This window comes from Streptomyces sp. SJL17-4 (genome assembly GCF_036826855.1).
In the GTDB taxonomy this organism is placed as follows: domain Bacteria; phylum Actinomycetota; class Actinomycetes; order Streptomycetales; family Streptomycetaceae; genus Streptomyces.
On record NZ_CP104578.1, the window covers coordinates 5,951,198 to 5,974,737 of the forward strand.

The 23,540-nt window shown below is 72.3% G+C and carries 23 protein-coding genes; 13 read left to right on the forward strand and 10 right to left on the reverse strand.

The features are described 5' to 3' along the window. Window positions 1–50 precede the first annotated feature (50 nt). The 3 genes from N5875_RS26655 to N5875_RS26665 all read left to right on the forward strand — a co-directional run bounded on the left by N5875_RS26655 (window position 51) and on the right by N5875_RS26665 (window position 2,300). On the forward strand, window positions 51–473 hold the full coding sequence (locus N5875_RS26655; protein ID WP_338496595.1) for an organic hydroperoxide resistance protein: 423 nt from the start codon (window positions 51–53) through the stop codon (window positions 471–473). 149 nt (window positions 474–622) lie between these two features. Continuing rightward, window positions 623–1,462 (forward strand): EI24 domain-containing protein, encoded by an 840-nt coding sequence (locus tag N5875_RS26660; RefSeq protein WP_318211032.1) that lies wholly within the window; start codon window positions 623–625, stop codon window positions 1,460–1,462. A gap of 13 nt (window positions 1,463–1,475) precedes the next feature. After that, entirely contained in the window at window positions 1,476–2,300 is an 825-nt protein-coding gene (locus tag N5875_RS26665; protein WP_318211031.1) for a pectate lyase, read from the forward strand. A 61-nt stretch (window positions 2,301–2,361) separates the two neighbouring features. Here the strand turns inward: N5875_RS26665 and N5875_RS26670 are convergent, their stop codons facing one another. After that, window positions 2,362–3,075 (reverse strand): carbon-nitrogen hydrolase family protein, encoded by a 714-nt coding sequence (locus N5875_RS26670; protein ID WP_318211030.1) that lies wholly within the window; start codon window positions 3,073–3,075, stop codon window positions 2,362–2,364. Then, window positions 3,072–3,647, reverse strand: coding sequence for a TetR/AcrR family transcriptional regulator (locus N5875_RS26675; RefSeq protein WP_318211029.1), 576 nt, complete (start codon window positions 3,645–3,647; stop codon window positions 3,072–3,074). Before N5875_RS26675 ends, N5875_RS26670 begins: the two co-directional genes overlap by 4 nt. A 150-nt stretch (window positions 3,648–3,797) precedes the next feature. On the opposite strand from N5875_RS26675, the gene N5875_RS26680 reads away from it, so the two are divergent. Beyond that, window positions 3,798–6,257 carry a glycoside hydrolase family 3 C-terminal domain-containing protein gene (locus tag N5875_RS26680; RefSeq protein ID WP_338496596.1) on the forward strand — a complete coding sequence of 820 codons (2,460 nt, stop codon included), beginning with the start codon at window positions 3,798–3,800 and terminating at the stop codon, window positions 6,255–6,257. A gap of 57 nt (window positions 6,258–6,314) precedes the next feature. Here N5875_RS26680 and N5875_RS26685 read toward each other — a convergent pair whose 3' ends face one another. Continuing rightward, a complete protein-coding gene (locus N5875_RS26685; RefSeq protein WP_338496598.1) occupies window positions 6,315–7,232 on the reverse strand; it encodes an SGNH/GDSL hydrolase family protein in 918 nt (305 codons plus the stop codon). Window positions 7,233–7,491: 259 nt separating this feature from the next. Between N5875_RS26685 and N5875_RS26690 the strand changes: the two genes are divergently transcribed. Then, window positions 7,492–7,986: a DUF3145 domain-containing protein gene (locus N5875_RS26690; protein ID WP_073807023.1), complete on the forward strand. Its 495-nt coding sequence runs from the start codon at window positions 7,492–7,494 to the stop codon at window positions 7,984–7,986. A gap of 135 nt (window positions 7,987–8,121) precedes the next feature. Here N5875_RS26690 and fabF read toward each other — a convergent pair whose 3' ends face one another. The 5 genes from fabF to N5875_RS26715 all read right to left on the reverse strand — a co-directional run bounded on the left by fabF (window position 8,122) and on the right by N5875_RS26715 (window position 13,007). Continuing rightward, window positions 8,122–9,384, reverse strand: coding sequence for a beta-ketoacyl-ACP synthase II (gene fabF, locus N5875_RS26695; protein ID WP_318211026.1), 1,263 nt, complete (start codon window positions 9,382–9,384; stop codon window positions 8,122–8,124). 79 nt (window positions 9,385–9,463) lie between these two features. Continuing rightward, window positions 9,464–9,712, reverse strand: coding sequence for an acyl carrier protein (locus N5875_RS26700; RefSeq protein ID WP_030321861.1), 249 nt, complete (start codon window positions 9,710–9,712; stop codon window positions 9,464–9,466). A gap of 56 nt (window positions 9,713–9,768) precedes the next feature. Then, complete coding sequence (locus tag N5875_RS26705) at window positions 9,769–10,800, reverse strand: ketoacyl-ACP synthase III (RefSeq protein WP_318211025.1); 1,032 nt, start codon at window positions 10,798–10,800, stop codon at window positions 9,769–9,771. An 18-nt stretch (window positions 10,801–10,818) separates the two neighbouring features. Then, on the reverse strand, window positions 10,819–11,736 hold the full coding sequence (locus N5875_RS26710; RefSeq protein ID WP_338496603.1) for an ACP S-malonyltransferase: 918 nt from the start codon (window positions 11,734–11,736) through the stop codon (window positions 10,819–10,821). A gap of 89 nt (window positions 11,737–11,825) precedes the next feature. Further along, complete coding sequence (locus tag N5875_RS26715; RefSeq protein ID WP_073917732.1) at window positions 11,826–13,007, reverse strand: helix-turn-helix domain-containing protein; 1,182 nt, start codon at window positions 13,005–13,007, stop codon at window positions 11,826–11,828. Between the two features lie 128 nt (window positions 13,008–13,135). Here N5875_RS26715 and N5875_RS26720 point away from each other — a divergent pair, with 128 nt between their 5' ends. Next, a complete protein-coding gene (locus N5875_RS26720; RefSeq protein ID WP_338496608.1) occupies window positions 13,136–13,879 on the forward strand; it encodes a pirin family protein in 744 nt (247 codons plus the stop codon). Window positions 13,880–13,898: 19 nt separating this feature from the next. On the opposite strand, the gene N5875_RS26725 is transcribed toward N5875_RS26720, so the two are convergent. Continuing rightward, a complete protein-coding gene (locus tag N5875_RS26725) occupies window positions 13,899–15,077 on the reverse strand; it encodes an Ig-like domain-containing protein (protein WP_338496610.1) in 1,179 nt (392 codons plus the stop codon). Window positions 15,078–15,285: 208 nt separating this feature from the next. Here N5875_RS26725 and N5875_RS26730 point away from each other — a divergent pair, with 208 nt between their 5' ends. The 5 genes from N5875_RS26730 (at window position 15,286) to N5875_RS26750 (ending at window position 21,126) form a co-directional block, all read left to right on the forward strand. Next, complete coding sequence (locus N5875_RS26730) at window positions 15,286–16,461, forward strand: peptidoglycan bridge formation glycyltransferase FemA/FemB family protein (RefSeq protein ID WP_318211021.1); 1,176 nt, start codon at window positions 15,286–15,288, stop codon at window positions 16,459–16,461. Beyond that, window positions 16,458–18,098: a murein biosynthesis integral membrane protein MurJ gene (gene murJ, locus N5875_RS26735; protein WP_338496613.1), complete on the forward strand. Its 1,641-nt coding sequence runs from the start codon at window positions 16,458–16,460 to the stop codon at window positions 18,096–18,098. Before N5875_RS26730 ends, murJ begins: the two co-directional genes overlap by 4 nt. Before the next feature lie 48 nt (window positions 18,099–18,146). Then, on the forward strand, window positions 18,147–18,839 hold the full coding sequence (locus N5875_RS26740) for a response regulator transcription factor (RefSeq protein WP_318211019.1): 693 nt from the start codon (window positions 18,147–18,149) through the stop codon (window positions 18,837–18,839). A 146-nt stretch (window positions 18,840–18,985) separates the two neighbouring features. Continuing rightward, window positions 18,986–20,419: a HAMP domain-containing sensor histidine kinase gene (locus tag N5875_RS26745; protein WP_338499267.1), complete on the forward strand. Its 1,434-nt coding sequence runs from the start codon at window positions 18,986–18,988 to the stop codon at window positions 20,417–20,419. Further along, window positions 20,416–21,126 carry a hypothetical protein gene (locus N5875_RS26750; protein ID WP_318211018.1) on the forward strand — a complete coding sequence of 237 codons (711 nt, stop codon included), beginning with the start codon at window positions 20,416–20,418 and terminating at the stop codon, window positions 21,124–21,126. The genes N5875_RS26745 and N5875_RS26750 overlap by 4 nt, the downstream gene beginning before the upstream one ends. A 34-nt stretch (window positions 21,127–21,160) precedes the next feature. Here the strand turns inward: N5875_RS26750 and N5875_RS26755 are convergent, their stop codons facing one another. Further along, window positions 21,161–21,991 (reverse strand): serine hydrolase domain-containing protein, encoded by an 831-nt coding sequence (locus N5875_RS26755; RefSeq protein ID WP_318211017.1) that lies wholly within the window; start codon window positions 21,989–21,991, stop codon window positions 21,161–21,163. Window positions 21,992–22,052: 61 nt separating this feature from the next. On the opposite strand from N5875_RS26755, the gene N5875_RS26760 reads away from it, so the two are divergent. Further along, a complete protein-coding gene (locus N5875_RS26760) occupies window positions 22,053–22,472 on the forward strand; it encodes a MerR family transcriptional regulator (protein ID WP_318211216.1) in 420 nt (139 codons plus the stop codon). Beyond that, window positions 22,469–23,485, forward strand: a complete 1,017-nt coding sequence (locus tag N5875_RS26765; RefSeq protein WP_318211016.1) for an aldo/keto reductase — start codon at window positions 22,469–22,471, stop codon at window positions 23,483–23,485. Before N5875_RS26760 ends, N5875_RS26765 begins: the two co-directional genes overlap by 4 nt. The last annotated feature ends 55 nt before the right edge of the window (window positions 23,486–23,540 follow it).

Below are 23,540 nucleotides of genomic sequence, written 5' to 3' on the forward strand. Positions count from 1 at the left end.
TCGCGATCGTGGGCGCGAGTCGCGGCGAACCCATGAAGGAAGTACCTCGCATGTCGATCCAGCACTCCGACGTTCTCTACACCGCCGTCGCCACCGCCGAGAACGGGCGTGACGGCCGTGTCGCCACCGACGACGGCCAGCTCGACGTCGTCGTCAACCCGCCGAAGGCCATGGGCGGCTCCGGCGCGGGCACCAACCCCGAGCAGCTCTTCGCGGCGGGCTACAGCGCCTGCTTCCAGGGCGCGCTCGGCGTCGTCGCCCGTAACGAGAACGCCGACATCTCCGGCTCGACGGTCACCGCGCAGGTCGGCATCGGCAAGAACGACGACGGCTTCGGCCTCATCGTCAAGATCTCGGCGACCATCCCGAACGTGGACGCCGAGACCGCGAAGAGCCTGATCGAGAAGGCGCACCAGGTCTGCCCGTACTCCAAGGCGACCCGCGGCAACATCTCGGTCGAGCTCGCGGTCTGAGCCGACCGCACGGCCGCTGAGCGGCCACCGACCCGAGGACCGCATCCCGACCGCCATCGGGGTGCGGTCCTCGCCGTGTGCGGTCCTTGCCGTGTGCGGGCCGCCGGGAGGTGCGGGCCCGCCGGGAGGGCCCCGATAAGGTGATCCTCATGCGCGATCTCGGGGTGGGTTTCGGTTACCTGGTAAAGGGCCAGAAGTGGGTGGGCCGGCACGGACGGTGGTTCGGTTTCGGGCTGCTGCCCGGACTGGTGACCCTGGTGCTCTACGCGGGCGCGCTCGTCGGTCTCGGCTATGGCGCCGACGACCTGGCCGCCTGGGTGACCCCCTTCGCCGACGACTGGTCCTCCCCCTGGCTCGGCATCTTCCGCGGCACCCTGACCGCCCTGGTCGTCGCCTTCGGCCTCTTCCTCGCGGTCATCACCTTCACCGCCGTGACCCTGCTCGTCGGCCAGCCCTTCTACGAGTCGCTCTCCGAGGAGGTCGACCGCAGCGAGGGCGGCGAGGTGCCCGAGTCCGGGCTGCCGCTCTGGCGCGAGCTGTGGATCTCGGCCCGTGACAGCCTGCGGGTCCTGCTGCGGGTCGTGTTCTACGGCATCCTGCTCTTCGCCTGCGGCTTCATCCCGGTGATCGGCCAGACCGTCGTCCCCGTCATCGGCTTCTGCGTCTCCGGCTTCTTCCTCGCCGAGGAACTGACGTCCGTCGCGTTCCAGCGCCGGGGCGTCGAGCTGAAGGAGCGGCTGGGACTGCTCCGCGCCCGCCGGCTGGCCGTCCTCGGCTTCGGCGTCCCGCTGACCCTCGCCTTCCTCGTGCCCTTCGTCGCCGTCTTCCTGATGCCGGGAGCGGTCGCCGGGGCCACCCTGATGGCCCGCGAGCTGGGCGGCGAGACCGGTGGCGACGACCGGGACGAGGACTCCCGAGAAAACGATCACTCGGGCGGCAACCTTCCTTCCTCCGGTGGCGACCAGGGGGTGCACCACCTCCCCCACTGAAGGAAGAAGCAACATGACGTCAGCGTCACACAAGCGGAAGACCGGCCGCCGGCGCGCGATCATCGGCGGCCTGAGCGCCCTCGGTGTCACCGGTGCGGCGATCGTCACCACGACCCTGCTCGCCCCGGCGGGCGCCGCGAGCGCCCTGCCCGCCTGGCCCCAGGCCAAGGGCGACAAGCCCGTCCCCGCCTCCATCGAGGTCTCCGGCACCTACGACGGCAAGCTCAAGCGCCACTACGGCACCGGTGAGCTCGGCTCGGACGGCCAGGACGAGAGCCAGCAGCCGGTCTTCGTCCTCGAGGACGGCGCGGTCCTCAAGAACGTGATCATCGGCTCCCCGGCCGCCGACGGGGTCCACTGCCTCGGCAGCTGCACCCTGCAGAACGTCTGGTGGGAGAACGTCGGCGAGGACGCCGCCACCTTCAAGGGCACCTCGGCGTCCTCGGTGTACGCGGTCTACGGCGGCGGCGCGAAGAGCGCGTCCGACAAGGTCTTCCAGTTCAACGGCGCGGGCAAGCTGGTCGTGACCAAGTTCCAGGTCTCCGACTTCGGCAAGCTCGTCCGCTCCTGCGGCAACTGCAAGAAGCAGTACCCGCGCACGATCCTGGTCAACGACGTCGACATCACCACCCCCGGCAAGTCGATCGTCGGCGTCAACGCCAACTACGGCGACACCGCGACCCTGCGGAACGTCCGGATCCACGGCGACACCAAGAAGAAGATCAAGCCGTGCACCCGCTTCACGGGCAACAACACCGGCAAGGAGCCCAAGGAGATCGGCACCGGCCCGGACGGCACCACCTGCCGCTACTCCGCCGGAGACCTCTCCTACGACTAGCGGTAGTCGCGGACGGCCGGCGGCACTCGGCCCGCCGTCCGTCCGCGACACCACCGAGCGGTCAGCCGACCTCGGCGAGCACGAACCCCGGTTCCGTCCCGCCCGCGTCCGCGAGCCGCTCCCCGTCCGGGCCCCAGGCCCCGGCCCGGCCGACGCCCACGCCGTCCTCGTTGGCCCCGAGGACATTGCCGAGCACCACGTACAGGCCGAAGTCCCGGGCCCGTACCGGATACACCTTCTCGAACGAGTCGTTGTCGGCGGAGAGCACCGAACTCGCCAGATACACCGCGCACGTGTCGGCGGCGGCCCGCTCGGCCAGTTCCGGGAAGCGGTTGTCGTAGCAGGTGGCCAGGGCGAACCGGACCCCGTCGAGGGCGAACCGCCCGTCGCTGGTCCCCGCGGCGAAGACCTCCCGCTCGATCCCGTACAGGTGCTGCTTGTCGTAGCGGGCGAGGAGTTCGCCCTCCGGGCCGATGACCAGCGTCGTGACCCCGGGCCGGCCGTCCGCCGTCCGCACCGGCCCGTTGACGACGGCCGCCGCCGACACCGCGCGGCAGGCCTCCCGTACGGGTTCGAGCCGGGGGTCGTGCTCGGTGAGCACCAGGTCGGGGGAGTCCCGGATCAGAGTCGGCTCGTACCCGCTGAGGCAGAGCTCGGCGAAGACGACCACCCGGGCGCCCTCGGCTCCAGCGGCCCGGATCAGCCCGGCGACGGTCCGCACATTGGCGGCGATGTCCCCGGCGACCGGGGCGAACTGGGTGGCTGCGACGATCACGATCGATGTTCCGTTCCATGGAGAAGGTGCAGGAAGTCGCGGAAGGCGGCCGGCATGTCCACCGCCGCCGGGTCCAGGAGCCACTGGTACTGGAGGCCGTCCATCACGGCCGTCAGGAGCGGCGCCGCGCGCTCCGGGCTCAGCCCGCTCGGCAGCCGGTCGCCGAACTCCAGGCGCAGCACCTGCGCCATGTTCGCCCGCACCTGCGCGTACCGCTCGGTGAAGAACTCCCGTGCCGGGTGCCCGTCCGTCACGCTCTCGCCGAGCAGCGCGGAGAAGGTCTGCACGATGCCCGGCCGCATCGCGTTGTACTCGACGAGCGATTCGAGGAGGTCGAGCCGCCAGCCCTCACGGTCCCGGCCGCCGCTCGTGTCCCAGCGGTCCCGCTCCTCCAGGACGGCGACGAGCAGCGCCTCCTTCGTCGGGAAGTAGTGCAGGAGCCCCTGCTGGGTGAGGCCGACGCGCTCGGCGACGGAGCCGAGGGTCGCGCCCCGGTAGCCGCGCTCGGCGATCACTTCGAGGGCCGCGCGCAGGATGTCCGCCCGCCGCTCCTCGCTCCTGGCCCGCACCATCGTCGTGGCCCCTCTCGGATCGTCGCTTCCGACAGGACCGTACCTCGTTCATAGAATAACGAAAAGATAACATCACCTACCGATCTACAGGTAACTGGGTGCACGATGGCGCCATCGGGGTCATCGGTACGTCAACGAGGAGGTACGGCCATGACGGAGACCAGCGCCGACACGGCACGGGCAGCGGCGGACGCCGCTCGCGAAGAGGCCGTCGAGGCGGCGCTCGCCGAGCTCGACCTGGACACCAAGGCCCGGCTGCTCGGCGGCCAGGACATGTGGTCCCTGACCGCCCTGCCGGAGATCGGCCTGAAGTCCCTGGTCATGTCCGACGGCCCCATCGGGGTCCGTGGCGTCCGCTGGACCGCCGACGACCCGTCCGTCGCCCTGCCGTCCCCGACCGCGCTCGCCGCCGCCTGGGACCCGGCCCTCGCCCGCCGCGCCGGCCGGCTCCTCGCCCAGGAGGCCCGCCGCAAGGGCGTCCACGTCCTGCTCGCACCCACGGTCAACCTGCACCGCACCCCGCTCGGCGGCCGCCACTTCGAGGCCTACAGCGAGGACCCCTTCCTCACCGGCGCCGTCGGCACCGGCTACGTCCAGGGCGTGCAGGACGGCGGCGTCGGCACCACCGTCAAGCACTTCGTCGCCAACGACGCCGAGACCGACCGCTTCACCGTCGACAACAGGCTCGCCCCCCGCCCCCTCCGCGAGCTCTACCTCGCCCCTTTCGAGGCCATCGTCGAGAACGCCCACCCCTGGGGCATCATGACCGCCTACAACCGGGTCAACGGCGTGACCATGACCGAGCACCGGCACCTCGTGAACGAGGTCCTGCGCGGCGAGTGGGGCTTCGACGGCTTCAACGTCTCCGACTGGATGGCCGCCCGCTCCACCACCGGCGACATCGAGGGCGGCATGGACGTCGCCATGCCCGGCCCGCAGACCGTCTACGGCGAGGCGCTCGCCGCCGCCGTCCGCGCCGGCGAGGTCGAGGAGTCCACGGTCGACGCGGCCGTACGCAACGTCCTGCGGCTCGCCGCCCGCGTCGGTGCCCTCGAAGGCGCCCCGTCGGTCGTCACCGAGCCCCCGGCCGCGATCGACGGCGACGCGCTCGCCCGCGAGATCGCCCGCCGCGGCTTCGTCCTCGTCCGCAACGAGAACGGCGCGCTGCCCCTCGCGGCCGGGGCGACCGTCGCCCTCTCCGGCGCCGCCGCCCGCGACGCCCGCGTCCTCGGCGGCGGTTCCGCCCAGGTCTTCCCCGAGCACGTCGTCTCCCCGCTCGACGGCCTCACCGCCGCCCTGCCCGAGGGAACCCTGTCGTACGTGATCGGCGCCGACCCCAGCGACGAACTCGCCCCCGCCGATCAGGGGTTCACCCTCCGCGCCCGCTGCCGCGACGCCTCCGGCACCGTGCTCGGCGAGGGCTCCCTGCCCAACGGCCAGGTCCAGTGGATCGGCGACGACCTCCCGGCCGGAGTCACCCACGAGGCCCTCGCCTCCATCGAGGTCGTCGGCACCTTCACCCCGCGCGAGTCCGGCGAGCACTCCTTCGGCACCCGCGGCCTCGGCGCCCACACCCTCACCATCGGCGGCGAGACCGTCTACGAGGGCGTGCAGGCCATGGGCCCCGAGACCGACCCCTTCGAGGCCTTCTTCGGCTCCCCGGTCGAGCGCGCCAAGGTCGCGCTCACCGCCGGCGAGACCGTCGAGGTGTCCCTGCTCCACACCCTCGACAAGGAGTTCGCGGCCCCGCTGCCGGCCGTCATGTTCTCCTTCGTCCACCTCGGTCCGCGCCGTGACCCCGACGAACTGATCGCCGAGGCCGTCGAGGCGGCCCGCGCCGCCGACACCGCCGTCGTGGTCGTCGCCACCACCGAGCGCGTCGAGTCCGAGGGCTTCGACCGCAAGGACCTCGCCCTCCCCGGCCGCCAGGACGACCTCGTACACGCCGTCGCCGCCGTCAACCCGAACACCGTCGTCGTGGTCAACGCCGGCTCCCCGGTCGAGCTGCCCTGGCGCGAGGAGGTGGCCGCGATCCTCCTCGGCTGGTTCCCCGGCCAGGAGGGCGGCGCCGCCCTCGCCGACGTCCTCACCGGCGCCGAGGAGCCCGGCGGCCGCCTCCCCACCACCTGGCCCGTCGCCCTCGCCGACGTCCCCGTCACCGAGACCACCCCCACCGAGGGCGAACTCGACTACGCCGAGGGCGTGTTCATCGGCTACCGCGCCTGGGACAAGGCCGGCGCCGTCCCCGCGTACGCCTTCGGTCACGGCCTCGGCTACACGAGCTGGACGTACGACTCCCTGACGGCGGGCCCCGACACCGTGACCGTCCGCCTCACCAACACCGGCGACCGCACCGGCCGCGAGGTCGTCCAGGTCTATCTGGCGCCCGTGGCGGACTCCGTGGAGCGCCCGGCCCGCTGGCTGGCCGGCTTCGCGAGCGTCGAGGCGGGCCCCGGCGAGACCGTCGAGACCCGGATCGCGCTGCCCCGCCGGGCCTTCGAGATCTGGGACGAGGAGAAGAACGACTGGACCCTCGTCCCCGGAACCTACGAGGTCCTGGCGGCCCACTCCCTCACGGACGCCCGCCTGACCACCACCGTCGAGATCTGATCCCGGGGGTCCCCACGACCGGCCCCGGGGCGGCACCTGACAACCGCCCCGGGGTCCTCACTCCTTCGTGATCCGCCGGTACGCCAGCTCCGCGAGCCGCGCCTGGCCGTCCCTGCTCGGGTGGAAGAAGTCCCAGGGGCTCAACTGGCCGCTGTCGAACCGGAATCCGAAGACCGCCCCGCCGTCGTACCGGCAGCGCTCGTCCTTCGCGCACACCTCCGAGAGCACCCGGTTGTACGCCACCACCCGGCCCTGCACCTCGGCGCGCCGCCGCTCCGCCGCGGCGCTCAGGTCCTCCGCGTCCGCCAGCATCGCGCCGCAGATCCCCAGCTTCCACACCTCGAGACCCCTCGGGCTGACCCGCCCCGTCGACCACAGGTGCATCAGGGACGGCACGCTCGCCACGTACACCTGCGCTTTCGGCGCACCCTTCCGCAGCCGGGCGAGCGCCGTCTCGAAATGCGTCCGGAAGTCGGCGACCGGAGTCATCAGCTCCGGAGTGGCCCGGCAGGCGTCGTTCGCACCCATCATCACCGTGACCAGCTCGGGCCGTTCGGCCGCGGCCCCGGCCATCTGCTCCGGAAGCTCCGCCATCCGGGCCCCGGACCGCGCCAGGTTCCAGCTGCGGGTGGCGACCTTCTCCGGGCCGAGGAGGCGCAGCGCCAGGCTGTTCACGGCGGTGTCCGTGCCCGTCGCCCAGGACGCCTCGGGGCAGTCCGCGAGGACCGCGCAGGCGTCGAAGGCGCGGGTGACGGAGTCGCCGACGGCGGCGACGGAGGCGGGGGAGACGTCCCACAGCGAGGCAGGCTTCGGAGTCGGCGTCGGGGCCGTCTTCGGGGCCGTCTTCGGTGTGGCTCTCGCCTCCGGGGCGTTCGCGGCGGGCTCCCCGGCGGTGCAGCCGGACAGGGCCCCCGCGCACAGCAGCGCCGCCGTCGCGGTGGCGACAGCGGTACGAATTCTGCGTCGGCCGCGCATCCCCGGCCCCTCCTTCGGCGTCCTGGCGGGTGAAAGCTTCGTGTTCACCCGCCCCCGGACCGACCGTACGTCACACCGATGACGGTGCGGCACGGTAGCTTTTCCCCCGTCGAACCAGAGGCACCTTTGCCGACCGGCTCCGGTAAATTACATCACGTCACATCCTGTCCCTTTTTTAAGGGTTTGTGACGTTTTGCTCCTGATGCTGTTTACTGAGGCCGCTGGGAAAGGCGAACCTCGTCCCACACTGGAGGTCCCGGTGACGACACGTGGAGTCCTGTACGTTCACTCCGCACCGCGCGCGCTGTGCCCGCACGTCGAATGGGCGGTGGCGGGTGTCCTCGGTGCGAGGGTCCAGCTCGACTGGATCCGCCAGCCGGCGTCCCCCGGCACCTGGAGAGCCGAGTTCTCCTGGCAGGGCCGTACCGGCACCGCCTCCGAACTCGCCTCCGCCCTGCGCGGCTGGCAGATGCTCCGCTTCGAGGTCACCGCGGAGCCCTGTCCCACCGCCGAGGGCGAGCGCTACAGCGCCACCCCCGACCTGGGCATCTTCCACGCCGTCACCGGCATGCACGGGGACATCCTGATCCCCGAGGACCGGCTGCGGGCCGCGCTCGCGCGCTCCGCGCAGGGCGAGACCCAGCTGGAGGCCGAGATCGCCCGGCTCCTCGGCAAGCCCTGGGACGACGAACTGGAGCCCTTCCGGTACGCGGGCGAGGGAGCCCCCGTCCGCTGGCTGCACCAGGTCGTCTGACCGGCCGACCTCTTCTTCGTGCGTCCCTCGCGCCGCTTCGCGGGCTTCGGGGCGCTGTGCAGGACTCCGTCCGCCGGGTGTGGCGGAGGCCCGCCCCCGGGTGGGGAGCGGGCCTCTCTCGTGCCATGTGGCGTGTCAGACCGTGCGGAACGCCAGCACCACGTTGTGGCCGCCGAAGCCGAAGCTGTTGTTGATCGCGGCGATCGTGCCCTGCGGGAGCTCGCGGGGCTCGTCGCGGACGATGTCCGCGTCGACCGCCTCGTCCAGCTCGTCGACGTTGATCGTCGGCGGGGCCAGGCGGTGGTGGAGGGCCAGGACCGTCGCGACGGTCTCGATGCCGCCCGCGCCGCCGAGGAGGTGGCCGGTCATCGACTTCGTCGCGGAGATCGCGACGTGGTCCAGGTCGTCGCCCAGGACCTTCCGCAGCGCCTTGATCTCGGCGACGTCACCCTGCGGCGTCGACGTGGCGTGCGCGTTGAGGTGGACGACCTCGGACGGCTTGAGGTCCGTCGAGTCGAGCAGGTTCTGCATCGCGGCGGCGATGCCCCGGCCGGTCGGCTCGGGCTGCGCGATGTGGTGGCTGTCGGCCGACAGGCCCTGGCCGAGGACCTCGCAGTAGACGCGGGCGCCACGGGCCTTCGCGTGCTCCTCGGACTCCAGGATCACGACGCCCGCGCCCTCGCCGAGCACGAAGCCGTCACGGCCGGTGTCGTAGGGACGCGAGGCCTTCGTCGGCTCGTCGTTGTTCTTGGACATCGCCATCATGTTGGCGAAGGCGGCGATCGGCAGCGGGTGGATCGCGGCCTCGGTACCACCGGCGACGACCACGTCGGCACGGCCGGTACGGATCATCTCGACGGCGTAGCCGATCGCCTCGGCACCCGACGCACACGCGGAGACCGGGGTGTGGACGCCCGCCCGGGCGTTCACCTCGAGACCCACGTTCGCGGAGGGGCTGTTCGGCATGAGCATGGGCACGGTGTGCGGGGAGACGCGGCGAACGCCCTTCTCCTTCAGCACGTCGTACTGGTCGAGCAGGGTCGTGACGCCACCGATGCCGGAGGCGATGACCGACCCGAGCCGCTCGGGCGCGATGGACGCGTCCTCGCCGGCGGGGGCGGTGTAGCCCGCGTCGGCCCAGGCCTCACGGGCCGCGATCAGCGCGAACTGCGCCGAGCGGTCCAGCTTGCGGGCGAGCGGGCGGGGCAGGACGTCACCGGGGTCGACGGCGGCGGTCGCGGCGATCTGCACGGGCAGTTCGGCGAAGCGCTCGCCCTCCAGGGGCCTGACGCCGGAGCGCCCCGCGAGAAGACCTTCCCAGGTCGACGCGGAGTCGCCACCCAGCGGTGTGGTTGCGCCGATACCGGTGACGACCACGGTGCGATTGGTCGAGCTCACAGGAATTCGTTCTCCATGTGTGTGATGGTCGGAATACGGCGCCACCGCCGGGTGGCGGACCGAGTCAGCGAGGGCCGAATCAGGCCTGGTTCTTCAGGATGTAGTCGGCAGCGTCGCCGACCGTCTTGAGGTTCTTGACGTCCTCGTCCGGGATCTTGACGTCGAAGCGCTCTTCGGCGGCGACGACGACCTCGACCATGGAGAGCGAGTCGACGTCCAGGTCGTCGGTGAAGGACTTGTCCAGCTGGACGTCCTCGACCGGGATGCCGGCGATCTCGTTGACGATCTCGGCGAGGCCTTCGACGATCTGGTCCTGGGTGGCGGCCATGGTGGCGCTCCTTCTTGTGATTACTTGGGAAAAGGCTTCCGGGAGAACCGGAGTGCCTAGGGGAGGGTAACGACCGTCGCGGCGAAGACGAGACCCGCCCCGAAGCCGATGATGAGCGCCGTGTCGCCGCTCTTCGCCTTGCCGGTCGCCAGGAGTCGTTCCATGGCGAGCGGAATCGAGGCCGCGGACGTGTTGCCGGTGGTCTCGACGTCACGGGCGACCGTGACGTGCTCCGGCAGCTTCAGCGTCTTCACCATCGAGTCGATGATCCGCATGTTCGCCTGGTGCGGGATGAAGACGTCCAGATCGTCCGCCGAGATGCCGGCGGCGTCCAGGGCCTGCTGGGCGACCTTCGCCATCTCGAAGACGGCCCAGCGGAAGACCGCCTGACCCTCCTGCGTGATCGCGGGGAACTTGATCTCGCCCTGCTCGTTGAGCGGCAGCTTCGAGACGTCGCCGACGTGGAACTCGTTCCACGGGACGGTCTGCTTGATCGTCTCGGACTTGTCGCCCTCGGAACCCCACACCGTGGGGCCGATGTGCGGCTCGTCCGAGGGGCCGACGACCACGGCGCCGGCGCCGTCGCCGAACAGGAAGGCCGTCGCGCGGTCCTCCAGGTCCGTCAGGTCGCTGAGCCGCTCGACACCGATGACGAGCACGTACTCCGCGGAACCCTCGACGATCATGCCCTTGGCGAGCGTCAGGCCGTAACCGAAGCCCGCGCAGCCGGCGGAGATGTCGAACGCGGCCGGCTTGCCGGCGCCGATCTTGTCGGCGATCTCGGTGGCGACGGCCGGGGTCTGCTTGAAGTGCGAGACCGTGGAGACGATCACGGCGCCGATCTGCTCGGGGCTGATCCCGGCGTCGGCGATGGCCTTGCCCGAGGCCTCCACCGACATGGCGGCGACGGTCTCCTCGGGAGAGGCCCAGTGGCGGGTGGAGATGCCGGAGCGCGAGCGGATCCACTCGTCGGACGAGTCGATCTTCTCGAGGATCACCTCGTTCGGCACGACCCGGGTGGGGCGGTAGCCGCCGACACCGAGGATCCGTGCGTACGGGGCGCCCTTGCTGGGCTTGATCTTCGACATGCTTCTCGACACTCCTTGTCAGACGGCCGCGTGCTCAGCGATGAGCGTACGGGCCGCGTCGAGGTCGTCGGGAGTCTTGAGGGCGACCGTGGCCACGCCCGGCAGGGCGCGCTTGGCGATGCCGGTCAGGGTGCCGCCGGGGCACACCTCGATCAGCGCGGTCGCGCCGAGCGCCTGGAAGGTCTCCATGCACAGGTCCCAGCGGACCGGGTTCGCGACCTGGCCGACCAGACGGGCCACGACCTCGGCGCCGTCGGTGACGACCTGCCCGTCCTTGTTCGAGACGTAGCGGGTGGTCGGGGCGGCCGGGGACAGCTCCTTCGCCGCCTCCTCCAGCTTCGCCACGGCCGGGGCCATGTGGTGCGTGTGGAAGGCACCGGCGACCTTGAGCGCGACGACCCGGCGGACCCCCTCGGGCTTGTCCGCCTCCAGGGCGGCCAGCTGCTCCAGGGTGCCGGCGGCCACGATCTGGCCCGCGCCGTTCACGTTGGCCGCGGTGAGGCCGAGCTTCTCCAGGTGCGGGACGGTCACCTCGGGGTCGCCGCCGAGCAGCGCGGACATGCCGGTCTCGGTGATCGCGGCGGCCTCGGCCATCGCCAGCCCACGGGTCCGTACGAGACGCAGGGCGGCGGTGTCGTCGAGGACGCCCGCGAACGCGGCGGCGGTGAACTCGCCGACGCTGTGACCGGCGACGACGCCGGGGGACACCTCACCGAGCGCGGCGGCGGACAGCAGACCGGCGGCGACGAGGAGCGGCTGTGCCACGGCGGTGTCACGGATCTCGTCCGCGTCCGCCTTCGTGCCGTAGTGGGCGAGGTCGAGCCCGATGGCCTCCGACCAGGCCGCGATGCGGTCGGCGGCGCCGGGGAGGTCGAGCCAGGGAGTCAGGAAGCCGGGCGTCTGGGCGCCTTGGCCGGGAGCGACGAGTACGAGCACCCTCACACTCTCTCTTGCGGACGGCTCCGAGCGCCCGTGGGGACAGGGACGAAGAACCGTCGGGGGAATTGTTGGTGTTCGACAAAAGTCTAGGACTGCGGATCTCCGTCGGCCAAGCGTCCGAGAATGAGCGCGATCCGCAGCGTGAACGCGGAACGGACATCAGAGGGTGACCAGCCGGTGACGTCGGTCACACGTCGAAGCCGGTAGCGCACGGTGTTGGGGTGCACGAACAGCATGCGGGCCGCGCCTTCCAGGCTGCTGGCCTGCTCCAGATAGACACTGAGAGTTTCAAGGAGAGCCGAGCCCGCTTCCTCCAGCGGTCTGTAGATCTCCTCCACCAACTGCTCGCGCGCCGAAGGGTCGGAGGCGATGGCGCGCTCCGGCAGGAGATCGTCCGCGAGGACCGGCCGGGGCGCGTCCTGCCAGGCCGAGCAGGCCTTCAGACCCGCCGCGGCGGCCTGTGCGGAGCGCGTGGCCGCCAGCAGGTCGGGGACGACGGGGCCCGCGACGACCGGGCCCGCCGCGTACGGGCCGATCAGGGCCTTCGCCACGGCCAGCGGATTGTCGTTGCCGCCGGCGATGACGACCAGGCGGTTGCCGAGGACACCGGTGAGGACCTGGAGCTTGGCGTGCCGGGCCGCGCGACGGATCGCCTCCACGGTCAGCTCGCTGTCGCCGTCGGGGGCGGTGCCGAGGATCACGCACACATGGTCCGGGGAGTTCCAGCCGAGGGCCGCCGCGCGGGAGACCGCGCCCTCGTCGGCCTCGCCGGAGAGGACCGCGTTCACCACGAGCGATTCCAGCCGCGCGTCCCAGGCGCCCCGGGCCTCGGCGGCCTGCGCGTACACCTGGGCCGTCGCGAAGGCGATCTCCCGGGCGTAGACGAGGAGCGCCTCGCGGAGGATGGACTCGTCGCCGGGGGCGGCGACCTCCTCGATCGCCGTCTCCATGACCTCGATGGTGGTGCGCACCATCTCGACGGTCTGGCGCAGGGTGATCGCGCGGGTCAGCTCGCGGGGCGCGGTGCCGAAGACGTCCGTCGAGATGGCCTGCGGGGTCTCCGGGTGCCGGAACCACTCGGTGAACGCGGCGATACCGGCCTGGGCGACCAGGCCGATCCACGACCGGTTCTCGGGCGGCATCGCCCGGTACCACGGCAGCGTCTCGTCCATGCGGGCAATGGCGTTGGCGGCGAGCCGCCCGGAGGACTGTTCGAGGCGCTTCAGGGTCGCGGCGTGCGGGTGAGGGGCGTTCGTGGGTTCTGGCACGGGGACAAGACTGCCTTATCGGGACGGCGGCGTGCGGGGTCGGGGCGGGTTCGTCTCCGGCGGGGCCGGCGGCTCGACCCCGCCGCAACCCCCGGAGCGTCTCGTGGCGGCGCACTACCGTAGGACGCGTGATACGCATCCAGCGCACGGCGGAGCGGTACCCCGGGGGTGACCCGGCCGCCGGGATCGAGACCCGGCACGCCCTGTCCTTCGGGCCGCACTACGACCCCGACAACCTCCGCTTCGGCGCCCTCCTCGCCTGCAACGAGGAGCGGCTCGCGCCCGGCGCGGGCTTCGACGAGCATCCGCACAGCCATACCGAGATCGTCACCTGGGTCGTCGAGGGGGAACTCACCCACCACGACACGGCCGGCCACACCACGGTCGTCCGCCCCGGCGACCTCCAGCGGCTGAGCTCCGCCGGGGGAGTCCGCCACGTCGAACGCAACGACGCCGACGTGCCGCTCGTCTTCGTGCAGATGTGGCTCGCACCGCTGTCGCCGGGCGGGGAGCCCTCGTACGAGGTGGTGCGCGGGCTCTCGGAGCCGTACGACCTCCCGGAGGCGGACGCCCGGCTGCACGTCCACCGCCCCGCGGCGGGCGAGACCGTCCCCGTACCGGCCGCCGACTTCGCGTACGTCCATGTCGTACGGGGCACGGTCCGGCTCGAAGGCGACGACCTCGCCCCCGGCGACGCCGCCCGGATCGCCGACGCCCGGATCACCGACGCCCGGATCGCCGGCGCCCGGATCGCCGATGCCCGGATCGCCGACGCCCCGATCACCGACGTCCGGGGGCGCACCCTCGTCGCCACGACCGATGCGGAGGTCCTGATCTGGGAGATGCGGGACTGGCGCAAGGCCCTCGGCTGATCGACCGAGGGCCGGCCCTTCAGGCGAGCGCGCTCTTCTTCCTCCACTGCTCCCAGCTCAGGTTCCACGCCCCGTAGCCGTTGCCCTCGGCGACCGTGCCCTTGGTGTCCTTGCCGGTGATCTCGAAGGGGTCGCCGACGTTCACCGCGCCGTAGAAGGACGCGGCGTCGGCGTCGCTCATGCCGATGCAGCCGGAGCTCATGTTGGCGTTGCCGAAGTACCGGGCGTTCCACGGGGCTGCGTGTGCGTACATCCCCGACCAGGTCAGGCGCATCGAGTAGTCCACGTCCTTGTCGTACGCGTCCCCGAGCCCGACCGTCTCCGAATTCATGTTGATGGTCCCCTCCTTCGCCATCAGCACGGCCGTGCCCCGCCAGGACCGCTTGTCGCCGCCCGGGGTGCCGCCGGAGACCGGGATCGTACGGACCGTGCGCCCGTCCTTGTCCAGGGTCAGCTTGTGGCGGTCCAGGTCGACCTTGACGATCTGCGCCGCGCCGATCGTGAAGCCGGTGCGGTAGTCGCGTACGAACCAACCGCCGCCCGAGTCCGTGCCGTTCAGGTCCGCTTCCAGGGTGACCTTCGTGCCCGGCTTCCAGTACGTACGGGGGCGCCAGTCCGCCCTGTCCCGGCCCGAGTGGTCCTTGACCCAGCCCCAGGACCCCTCCGTCGCGTTCGAGGTGGTCACCTTGAGCTGCTTCTCCACGTCCGCCTTCTTCGTCACCGGCAGGTCGAAGACGATCGAGACGGGGTGGGCGATGCCGACGGTGGTGTTCTTGCCGGGGGCGAGGGTCAGCTTGTTGACCTTGTCCGCCTCGGCCGTCTCGAAGGAGGACCGGGTGGTCGACTCCTTGCCGTCGGCCGTACGCGAGACGACCTCCACCGTGTACCTGGTCCCCGGCGCCGCCTTGCGGTCCGAGACCCAGCGGGTGCCGCCCGCGGCCGCCCGCCCCGCGAGCGATCCGCCGTCCGCGTCCACGACCTTCACCTCGGAGATCGTGCCGCCCGTCGCGGTCACCGTCACCGGGACGCCGGCCGCCGGGTCCACCACCGTCACCTTCGCCGGCGGGGCCTTCGACGCGTCCGCCGCGGGAGCACCGGTCCCCGCGGGACCGCTCGCCGCCTGAGCCGTACAGGCCGTCAGGGAGACGGTCAGCGCTACTGCCGCGAGAACGGGACGGGGCGTGCGTATGCGCAGCACGGGAGACCTCCGCAGTGATGAGGAGTGAGTGGGATGTTTCGGACTGTAGGTCGCTTCCCGCGCCGCACGGGGGGCCCGGGGCCCGTATGACAAGGGCTGCGGCAGAACGGTCATCGTCCGGTCACAAACGACGCGCGACTCCGTCGAATTCGGCTGTGAGCCTGCTGTGCGCCCCACCACCGAGGGGCGGAACAAGGAGGCTCCCGTTGTGTCAGCCCTGCTCGTGACGGCCGCACCCACCGAGCGCCGCGCCCTGCGGCTCGGCCAAGTGACCCCCGAGGTCTACCGCGCCTTCCTCGCGTCCCGCTCCGGTGCGGACGGGCCCAGCTTCCTCCAAGTCCCGGCCTGGGCCCAGGTGAAGGACGGTTGGCAGCACCAACTGATCGGCTGGGGACCCGAGTCCGGCGCACTGACCGGCGTCGCCCTCGTCCTCCTGCGGCCCTTCCCCGGCACCCGCAAGTACTTCGCCTACCTGCCCGAAGGCCCCGTCGCCGACTGGGCCGACGCCGACATCGACAGCTGGCTCGCCCCGCTCCTCGGCCACCTCCGCTCCTGCGGCGCCTTCGCCGTACGCATCGGCCCCGGGCCCGCCTACCGGCGGTGGAACGCCGCCACCGTCAAGGCCGCCACCGGACCCGGCCGCCGGCTCTCCGACGTCCTCGCCGACGAGGTCGACCCGCTGGGGACCGCCGTCGCCGAACGGCTCCGCGCACGCGGCTGGCGCCGCTGCGGCGGGGAGTCGGAGGACGGCGCCGACGCCCAGCCCCGGCACGTCTTCCAGGTGCCGCTCACCGGACGCACCCCCGACGACCTGTGGACCGGCCTCAACCAGGAGTGGCGGCGCAACGTCCGCAAGGCCCGCAAGTCCGGAGTCGAGATCACCGTCGGCTCCGCCGCCGACCTCCCCGAGTTCTACCGGCTGCTCCGCATCACCGAGGAGCGCGACGGCTTCCGGCTCGGCCGCTCCCTCGCCTACTACGAGCGCCAGTACGCCGTCCTCAACGCCGAACACCCCGGCCGGATGAAGCTCTACCTCGCCCGCCACGAGGGCGAGATCCTCGCCGCCCACACCATGGTCACCGTCGGCGGACGCGTCTGGTACCAGACCGGCGCGTCCGCCGACCACCGGCGCGAGGTCCGGCCCTCCAACGCCCTCCAGTGGCGCATGCTCCTCGACGCCCACGCCCTCGGCGCCGCCGTCTACGACCTGCGCGGGGTACCCTCCACCCTCGACCCGGGCGACCGTGCCCACGGGCTGCTCCGCTGGAAGCTCGGTACGGGCGGACAGGTCGTCGAGACGCTGGGGGAGTGGGAGACACCGATGCAGGGCACGACCAACCACGCGCTGTTCCGCGCCTTCCAGGCGTACATGGCCCGCCGATGACGGCCACGCTCACCGCCGAACGGCCCGGCAGGCGCCGGGCGAAGGCCACCCCGTCCGCGCTGCGCAGCGGCGCGCTCATGGCCGCCGGGTCGCTCGTCTCCCGGGCCACCGGCTTCGTCCGCGCCTCCGTCGTCGCCGCCGCGCTCGGCGCGGCCGCCGTCGCCGACGGCTACGCGGTCGGCAACACCGTCCCCACCATCATCTACACGCTCCTCCTCGGCGGCGCCCTCAACGCCGTCTTCGTCCCCGAGCTGGTCAAGGCCGCCAAGGAGCACGAGGACGGCGGAGTCGCCTACACCGACCGGCTGCTCACCCTCTGCGTGCTCGCCCTCGTCGCCCTCACCGCCGCCGCGGTGTTCGCCGCGCCCCTGATCGTCGACACGTACACCGACTACGTCGGCGAGCAGCGGGAGATGACCCTCGCCTTCGCGCGCGCGTGCCTGCCGCAGATCTTCTTCCTCGGCCTCTTCACCCTGCTCGGACAGGTCCTCAACGCCCGGGGCCGCTTCGGCGCCATGATGTGGACCCCCGTCCTCAACAACGTGGTCGTCGTCTCCGTCTTCGCCCTCTTCCTCGTGGTCAGCGACGGCGGCGCCCTCACCCCCGGGGAGACCGCCCTGCTCGGCTGGGGCACCACCGCCGGCATCGTGCTCCAGGCCCTCGCCCTCGTGCCCTCGCTGCGCGCCGCCCGTTTCCGCTGGCGGCCCCGCTTCGACTGGCGCGGCAGCGGCCTCGCCACACCGCTGCGCTCGGCCGGCTGGCTGGTCCTGCTCGTCCTCACCAACCAGGGCGCGTACTGGGTGACCACCCTGCTCGCCACCTCGGCGGGCGGCACGGTCAGCGGCGGCGGCCTCGCCGCGTACAACAACGCCTATCTGCTGTGGTCCGTCCCGCACGGCATCATCACGGTCTCCCTCGTCACCGCGCTGCTGCCCCGGATGAGCGCCGCCGCCGCCGACGGCGACCTCGCGGGGGTCCGCCGGGACGTCTCGTACGCCCTGCGGACCAGCCAGGCCGCCGTCGTCCCGGCGGCCTGCGCCCTCCTCGCGCTCGCCGTCCCGCTGATGACGGTCGTCTTCCGGTACGGGGCGACCAGCGGCGACGACATCCGCGCGATGTCCTGGATCCTGATGGCCTTCGCGCCCGGCCTCGTCGCCCTCTCCGGGCAGTACGTGTGCAACCGCGCCTTCTACGCGCTGCGGGACACCCGTACCCCGTTCCTGCTCAACCTGGTGATCGCCGGCCTCAACGCGGGGCTGTCCTGCGCCGCCTTCCACTACCTGCCCACCCGGTGGGCCGTCACCGGCATGGCCGCCGGGTACACGCTCGCGCTCTGGGCGGGCTGGGGCCTCACGGCATACGTGCTGCGGAGGCGGCTCAAGGGGAGCGGGCCGGGCTCCGGCGGTTCCGGCTCCGCGCTCGCGCGGCTGCTGTTCGTCGCCGTGCCCGCCGCCGGTTACGGGCTCCTCATCACCGACCTCACCGGCCCCGCCGGGGCTGTACCCTCCGGGATCGCCGGAGCGCTGACCGTCCTCACCGTCTTCGCCGTCCTCGCCCAGCCCCTCCGGCTCACCGAGGTCCAGGCCCTCATCGGGGCCGGGAGCGGCCGACTGCGCGGCCTCGCCCACCGCACCTGAGCCACCCCCTCCGGCAGGAGGGGCCCTTCGACCTTGGATACTTCACAGATGCCCCGCGTGCTCCTGATAGAAGACGACCCCTCCGTCCGCGAAGGCGTCGAGCTCGGGCTCCGGCGCCGCGGGCACGAGGTGCGCACCGCCGCCACCGGGGAGGCCGGGCTCGACGCGCTCGCGGAGTTCCGGCCGGATCTGCTGCTGCTCGACCTCATGCTGCCCGGCATCAACGGCGTGCAGGTCTGCCGCCGGGTCCGCGAGAGCAGCCAGCTGCCGATCATCATGCTGACCGCCCGCGGCGACGACTTCGACGTCGTCATCGGCCTGGAGGCAGGCGCCGACGACTACATTGTCAAGCCCGCCCGTACCGAGGTCATCGAGGCGCGGATCCGGGCCGTGCTGCGGCGCATCGAGGAGCCGGCCGGCGGCCGGGCCGCCGTCGAGTTCCACGGCGAGCTGGCCATCGACCGCGCCGGTCTCACCGTCGCCAAGGCGGGCGAGCGGATCGCCCTCGCCCCCTCCGAGCTGAAGCTGCTGCTCCACCTCACGGCCGCGCCCGAGCAGGTCTTCAGCCGGCAGCAGCTCCTCGAACACGTCTGGGAGCACAGCTACCACGGGGACGCCCGGCTGGTCGACGCCTGCGTCCGCCGGCTGCGGAACAAGATCGAGGACACCCCGGGCGAACCCCGCTACATCCAGACCCTGCGCGGCTTCGGCTACCGCTTCGGTCCGCTGGGACCGCTGTGAAGGCCTGCGTCACCCCGGACGAGGACGCCGGGCAGGAGGGACACGTCCACGCCGGGCGGGAGGAGCACGGCGGTCACGCCCGTGGTGACGGGCACGGGACCGCGGGGCACGGGCGCGCCTCCCGGCGCGGGGGCCGGAGCCCGCGGCTGCGGCCACACCCCTTCGGGCTCCGCACCCGGCTCGTCCTCGCCTTCCTGCTCGTCGCCGCCGTCGGCTGCGGCACCACGGCGACGCTCACCTACCGGGCCGCCCGCAACGCCATCCTGGAGCAGACCCAGGACACCGCCGTCTCCGCCTTCCGCGAGCAGATCGACGCCCTCGGCATCGACCTGCCCGTCGACCCCGACTCGTTGCGGGACTCGCTCATGAGGATCGCCGGCCAGGGCAAGCCCCGCGCCTGGCGCGTCTACGCCGAGTACGGCACCCTCCGCGTCTCCTCCACCGACCGGCCCACCTCCTCCGTCATCACGCCGGAGCTGCGCGCCCGCGCCGCCGACGACGAGGCCGTCCCGCACGGCAGTTTCCAGCGGGTGGTCAAGAACGGCACCCCGTACCTCACGATCGCCGTGCCCGCCGTCTTCCTGGCCCGTTCCCCCGAAGGGCCGCCGCAGCGCACCGGTCTCGTGTTCTATGCCGTCATGGAACTCGCCGAGGAGGAGGCGAACATCGAGGCGATGGTCATGGCCGCCCGCGACGGCGCCCTGCCCGCGCTCGCCGTCGCCCTGATCCCCGCACTGATCGCCGCGCGCGGCGTGCTCCGGCCCGTACGGGAGCTGCGCCACGCGGCCCACAGCATGGGCCGCGGCCGGCTCGACACCCGTATCCATGCCAAGGGCAGCGACGAACTCGCCGATCTTGCCCGGACGTTCAACGAGTCGGCCGCCGAGCTGGAACGTTCCGTCGCGGAACTCCGCAACGCCGAGGCCCGTGCCCGCCGCTTCGCCTCCGACGTCTCGCACGAACTCCGCACCCCGCTCGCCGGGATGCTCGCCGTCACCGAGGTCCTCGACGAGGACGCCGGGAGCCTCGACAGCGACACCGCCCGCGCCGTCCGTCTGATCAGCGCGGAAACCGGGAAGCTCGCCGTGCTCGTCGAAGACCTCATGGAGATCTCCCGCTTCGACGCCCGCGCCGCCGAGCTGCACACGGACGAGGTCGACGCCGCCGACTGTGTCCGCAAGACCCTCCAGCACCGGCACTGGACCGACCCGGCACAGGTCTTCCCGTACCTCACGGAGGGGATCAGGGCCCGGCTCGACCCGCGCCGCTTCGACGTCGTCGTCGCCAACCTCGTCGGGAACGCGCTGCGGCACGGCGAGGCGCCGGTGACGGTCCGGCTGTGGGCGGAGGGGGACCAGCTGGTGACGGAGGTCGCCGACCGGGGTCCCGGCATCCACCCGGACGTCCTGCCGCACGTGTTCGACCGCTTCTACAAGGCGGACCAGGCCCGTACCCGCTCGGCGGGCAGCGGCCTCGGCCTCGCGATCACCCTGGAGAACGTACGGCTCCACGGAGGCACGGTCACGGCCGCCAACGCCCCCGAGGGCGGGGCGGTCTTCACGGTGCGGATGCCGCTGTGAAGGGCCCGGGAGCCACGGTCGTCCACCTCGGCCGGGCGGGCGGGGGCGCTGCGCGGCGGCGGGGGCGCCGCAGAACGGCGGCCGTCGCCCTGCTCGCCCTGCTGACGCCGCCGGCGCTGGCCGGCTGCGGCATACAGAAGAGCGACGTCGTCGAGGCGGGCGGGGCGGCGACGCTCCACGTCCAGCCGGTACCCGAGGACAGGCTCGTGCTCTACTTCGTCGGCCCCGACGGCCGGTCCATGCCGGTGACCCGCGATCTCGATCACCCCGGCCCGGAGGTCACCTCCCCGCCGGAGGACTCGGGAGAACACACCCCGACCGACCCGTTCGGCCCGGACTACGAGATATCCCGCGACGACCTGCGCCGCGGCGGGATCGTCACCGACAAGATCCTCGCCATGCTCCTCGCCGGCCCCGGGGCGAACGAGGCCGCGGCGGGCATCACCACCGCCCTGCCCGGACCGAAGGCGGGGAGCCCGACCATGTTGCAGGCGACGGAGGGTCCTTTGCCGGCGAATCCCTCGACGGGGACCCCGGCGCGCCGGCTGATCTGGGTCCGGGCGCCCTTCCCCGTCAAGAAGCTGCCGGAGGCGGGCGTCCGCCAGCTGGTGTGCACGACCGCCTACGCGGAGCACCCGGCCGGCCTGGTCGAGGTGTCGCTCAGCGGCCCGGACGGCATCCTGCCCACCGCCCGCTGCGACGAGTAGCCGAGCCTCGGGCGGTACGACGAGCAGCCGAGCCTCAGGCGGTACGCAGATCGGCGAGGACCGCGTCGGTGAACGGCGGCCAGGCCTCGACCGCCCACGCCCCGAAGGGCCGGTCGGTCAGCGCCACGCACGCGGCGCGCGCGTCCGGGTCGATCCACAGGAACGTGCCGGACTGCCCGAAGTGCCCGAAGGTGCGCGGCGAGGACGTGGCGCCCGTCCAGTGCGGGGACTTGCCGTCGCGGATCTCGAAGCCGAGGCCCCAGTCGTTGGGCCGCTGGTGCCCGTAACCGGGCAGGATGCCGGTCAGGCCGGGGTGGGTGACGCTCATCGCGTCCAGGACGGTGCGCGGGTCGAGCAGCCGCGGCGCCTGCACCTCGGCGGCGAACCGCACCAGGTCGTCGACGGTGGAGACGGCGTCCTTGGCGGGCGAACCCTCCAGCGTCGTCGACGTCATGCCCAGCGGCGCCAGGACCGCCTGGTGCAGGTACTCGGCGAAGGGGATGTCGGTCGCCTTGGCGAGGTGGTCGCCGAGGGCCTCGAAACCGGTGTTGGAGTAGATCCGGCGGGTGCCCGGCGCTGCCATGACCCGGTTCTCGTCGAACGCGAGCCCCGAGGTGTGGGCGAGGAGATGGCGCACGGTCGCCCCCTCGGGACCGGCCGGCTCGTCGAGGTCGATCGCCCCCTCCTCGTACGCGACGAGGACGGCGTACGCCGCGAGCGGCTTGGTGACGGAGGCGAGCGGGAAGCGCTGCCCGGTGGGGCCGTGCGACCCGGCCAGGGTGCCGTCCGCGCGGACCACGGCGGCCGCCGCGGTGGGGACGGGCCAGTTCTCGATCGACGCCAGGCTCGGCACGCTGCTCTGCATGGAGCCGAGCCTACTTGCTTGGAGTGCACTCCAACGTTTTAGCGTGGGGGTCATGAGCGTGATGGCGAGCACGAGCACGAGCACGAGCCCGAACCCGAGCGGAACCCGGACACACCACACCATCAGCGAGGTCTCCGCGCTGACCGGTCTTTCGGCACACACCCTGCGCTGGTACGAGCGGATCGGTCTCATGCCGCACGTCGACCGCTCCCACACCGGCCAGCGCCGCTTCACCGAGCAGGACCTGAGCTGGCTCGCGTTCGTCGGCAAGCTGCGGCTGACGGGGATGCCGGTCGCAGACATGGTCCGGTACGCCGAGCTGGTGCGCGAGGGCGACCACACCCGGGAGGCACGACGGGAGCTCCTGGAGGCCACCAGGAGGGACGTGCTCTCCCGGATCACCGAGCTCCAGGACACGCTCGCCGTGCTCGACATCAAGATCAGCCACTATGGGACCGTCTGCGGAGGAACACCTTCATGACCAGGATCGACACCGTACGTCTCGGCGGCCAGGACGGACCCGAGATCGGCGTCCAGGGCTTCGGCGCCATGGGCATCAGCGAGTTCTACGGCGACACCGACGAGGCAGCCGCCCGCGACACCCTCGACGCGGCCCTGGAGGCCGGCGTCACCCTGATCGACACCGCCGACGCCTACGGCAGCGGCGCCAACGAGCGGTTCCTCGCCCCGTTCCTCGCCGCCCACCGCGACGAGGTCACCCTCGCCACCAAGTTCGCCCTGGAGCGTCGGGCCGACGACCCCGCCTACCGGGGGATCCGCAACGACCCCGCGTACATCAGGGCCGCCGTGGAGGGCAGCCTGCGCCGCCTCGGCATCGAGACCATCGACCTCTACTACATGCACCGCCGCGACCCGGAGGTCCCGCTCGCCGAGTCCGTCGGCGCGATGGCCGAACTGGTCCGGGAGGGCAAGGTCAAGCACCTCGGCCTCAGCGAGGTCACCGGGCCCGAACTGCGCGAGGCCCACGCCGTCCACCCGATCGCGGCCCTCCAGTCGGAGTGGTCGCTCTTCTCCCGGGACGTGGAGCGCAGCGCCGTCGGCGCCGCCGCCGAACTCGGCGTCACCGTCGTGCCGTACTCGCCGCTCGGCCGCGGCTTCCTCACCGGGGCGTTCGCGGACGCCGCCAAGGACCTGACGGGCGGCGACTTCCGCCGGCACCAGCCCCGGTTCACCGGCGAGAACGCCGAACGGAACGCCGCCCTGCTCGACCCGGTCCGCAAGATCGCCGCCGCGCACGGCGCGACCCCGGCGCAGATCGCCCTCGCCTGGGTGCAGCAGCGGGCCTCCGCGCACGGCCTGACGGTCGTCCCGATCCCCGGCACCCGCAAGCGCTCCCGGCTGGAGGAGAACGCCGCCGCCACGCGTATCACCCTCACCGCCGCCGAGCTGGCGGAACTGGAGCCGATCGCCGGCCTGGTGGCGGGCGACCGCTACCCGGACATGCGCTTCACCGCGGTGGCGCGCGAGGCCTGACGGCTCGCGCGGGCCGACGGCCCGCCCGTCGGCCTCGGAGGGGCTGCGGCTCGCG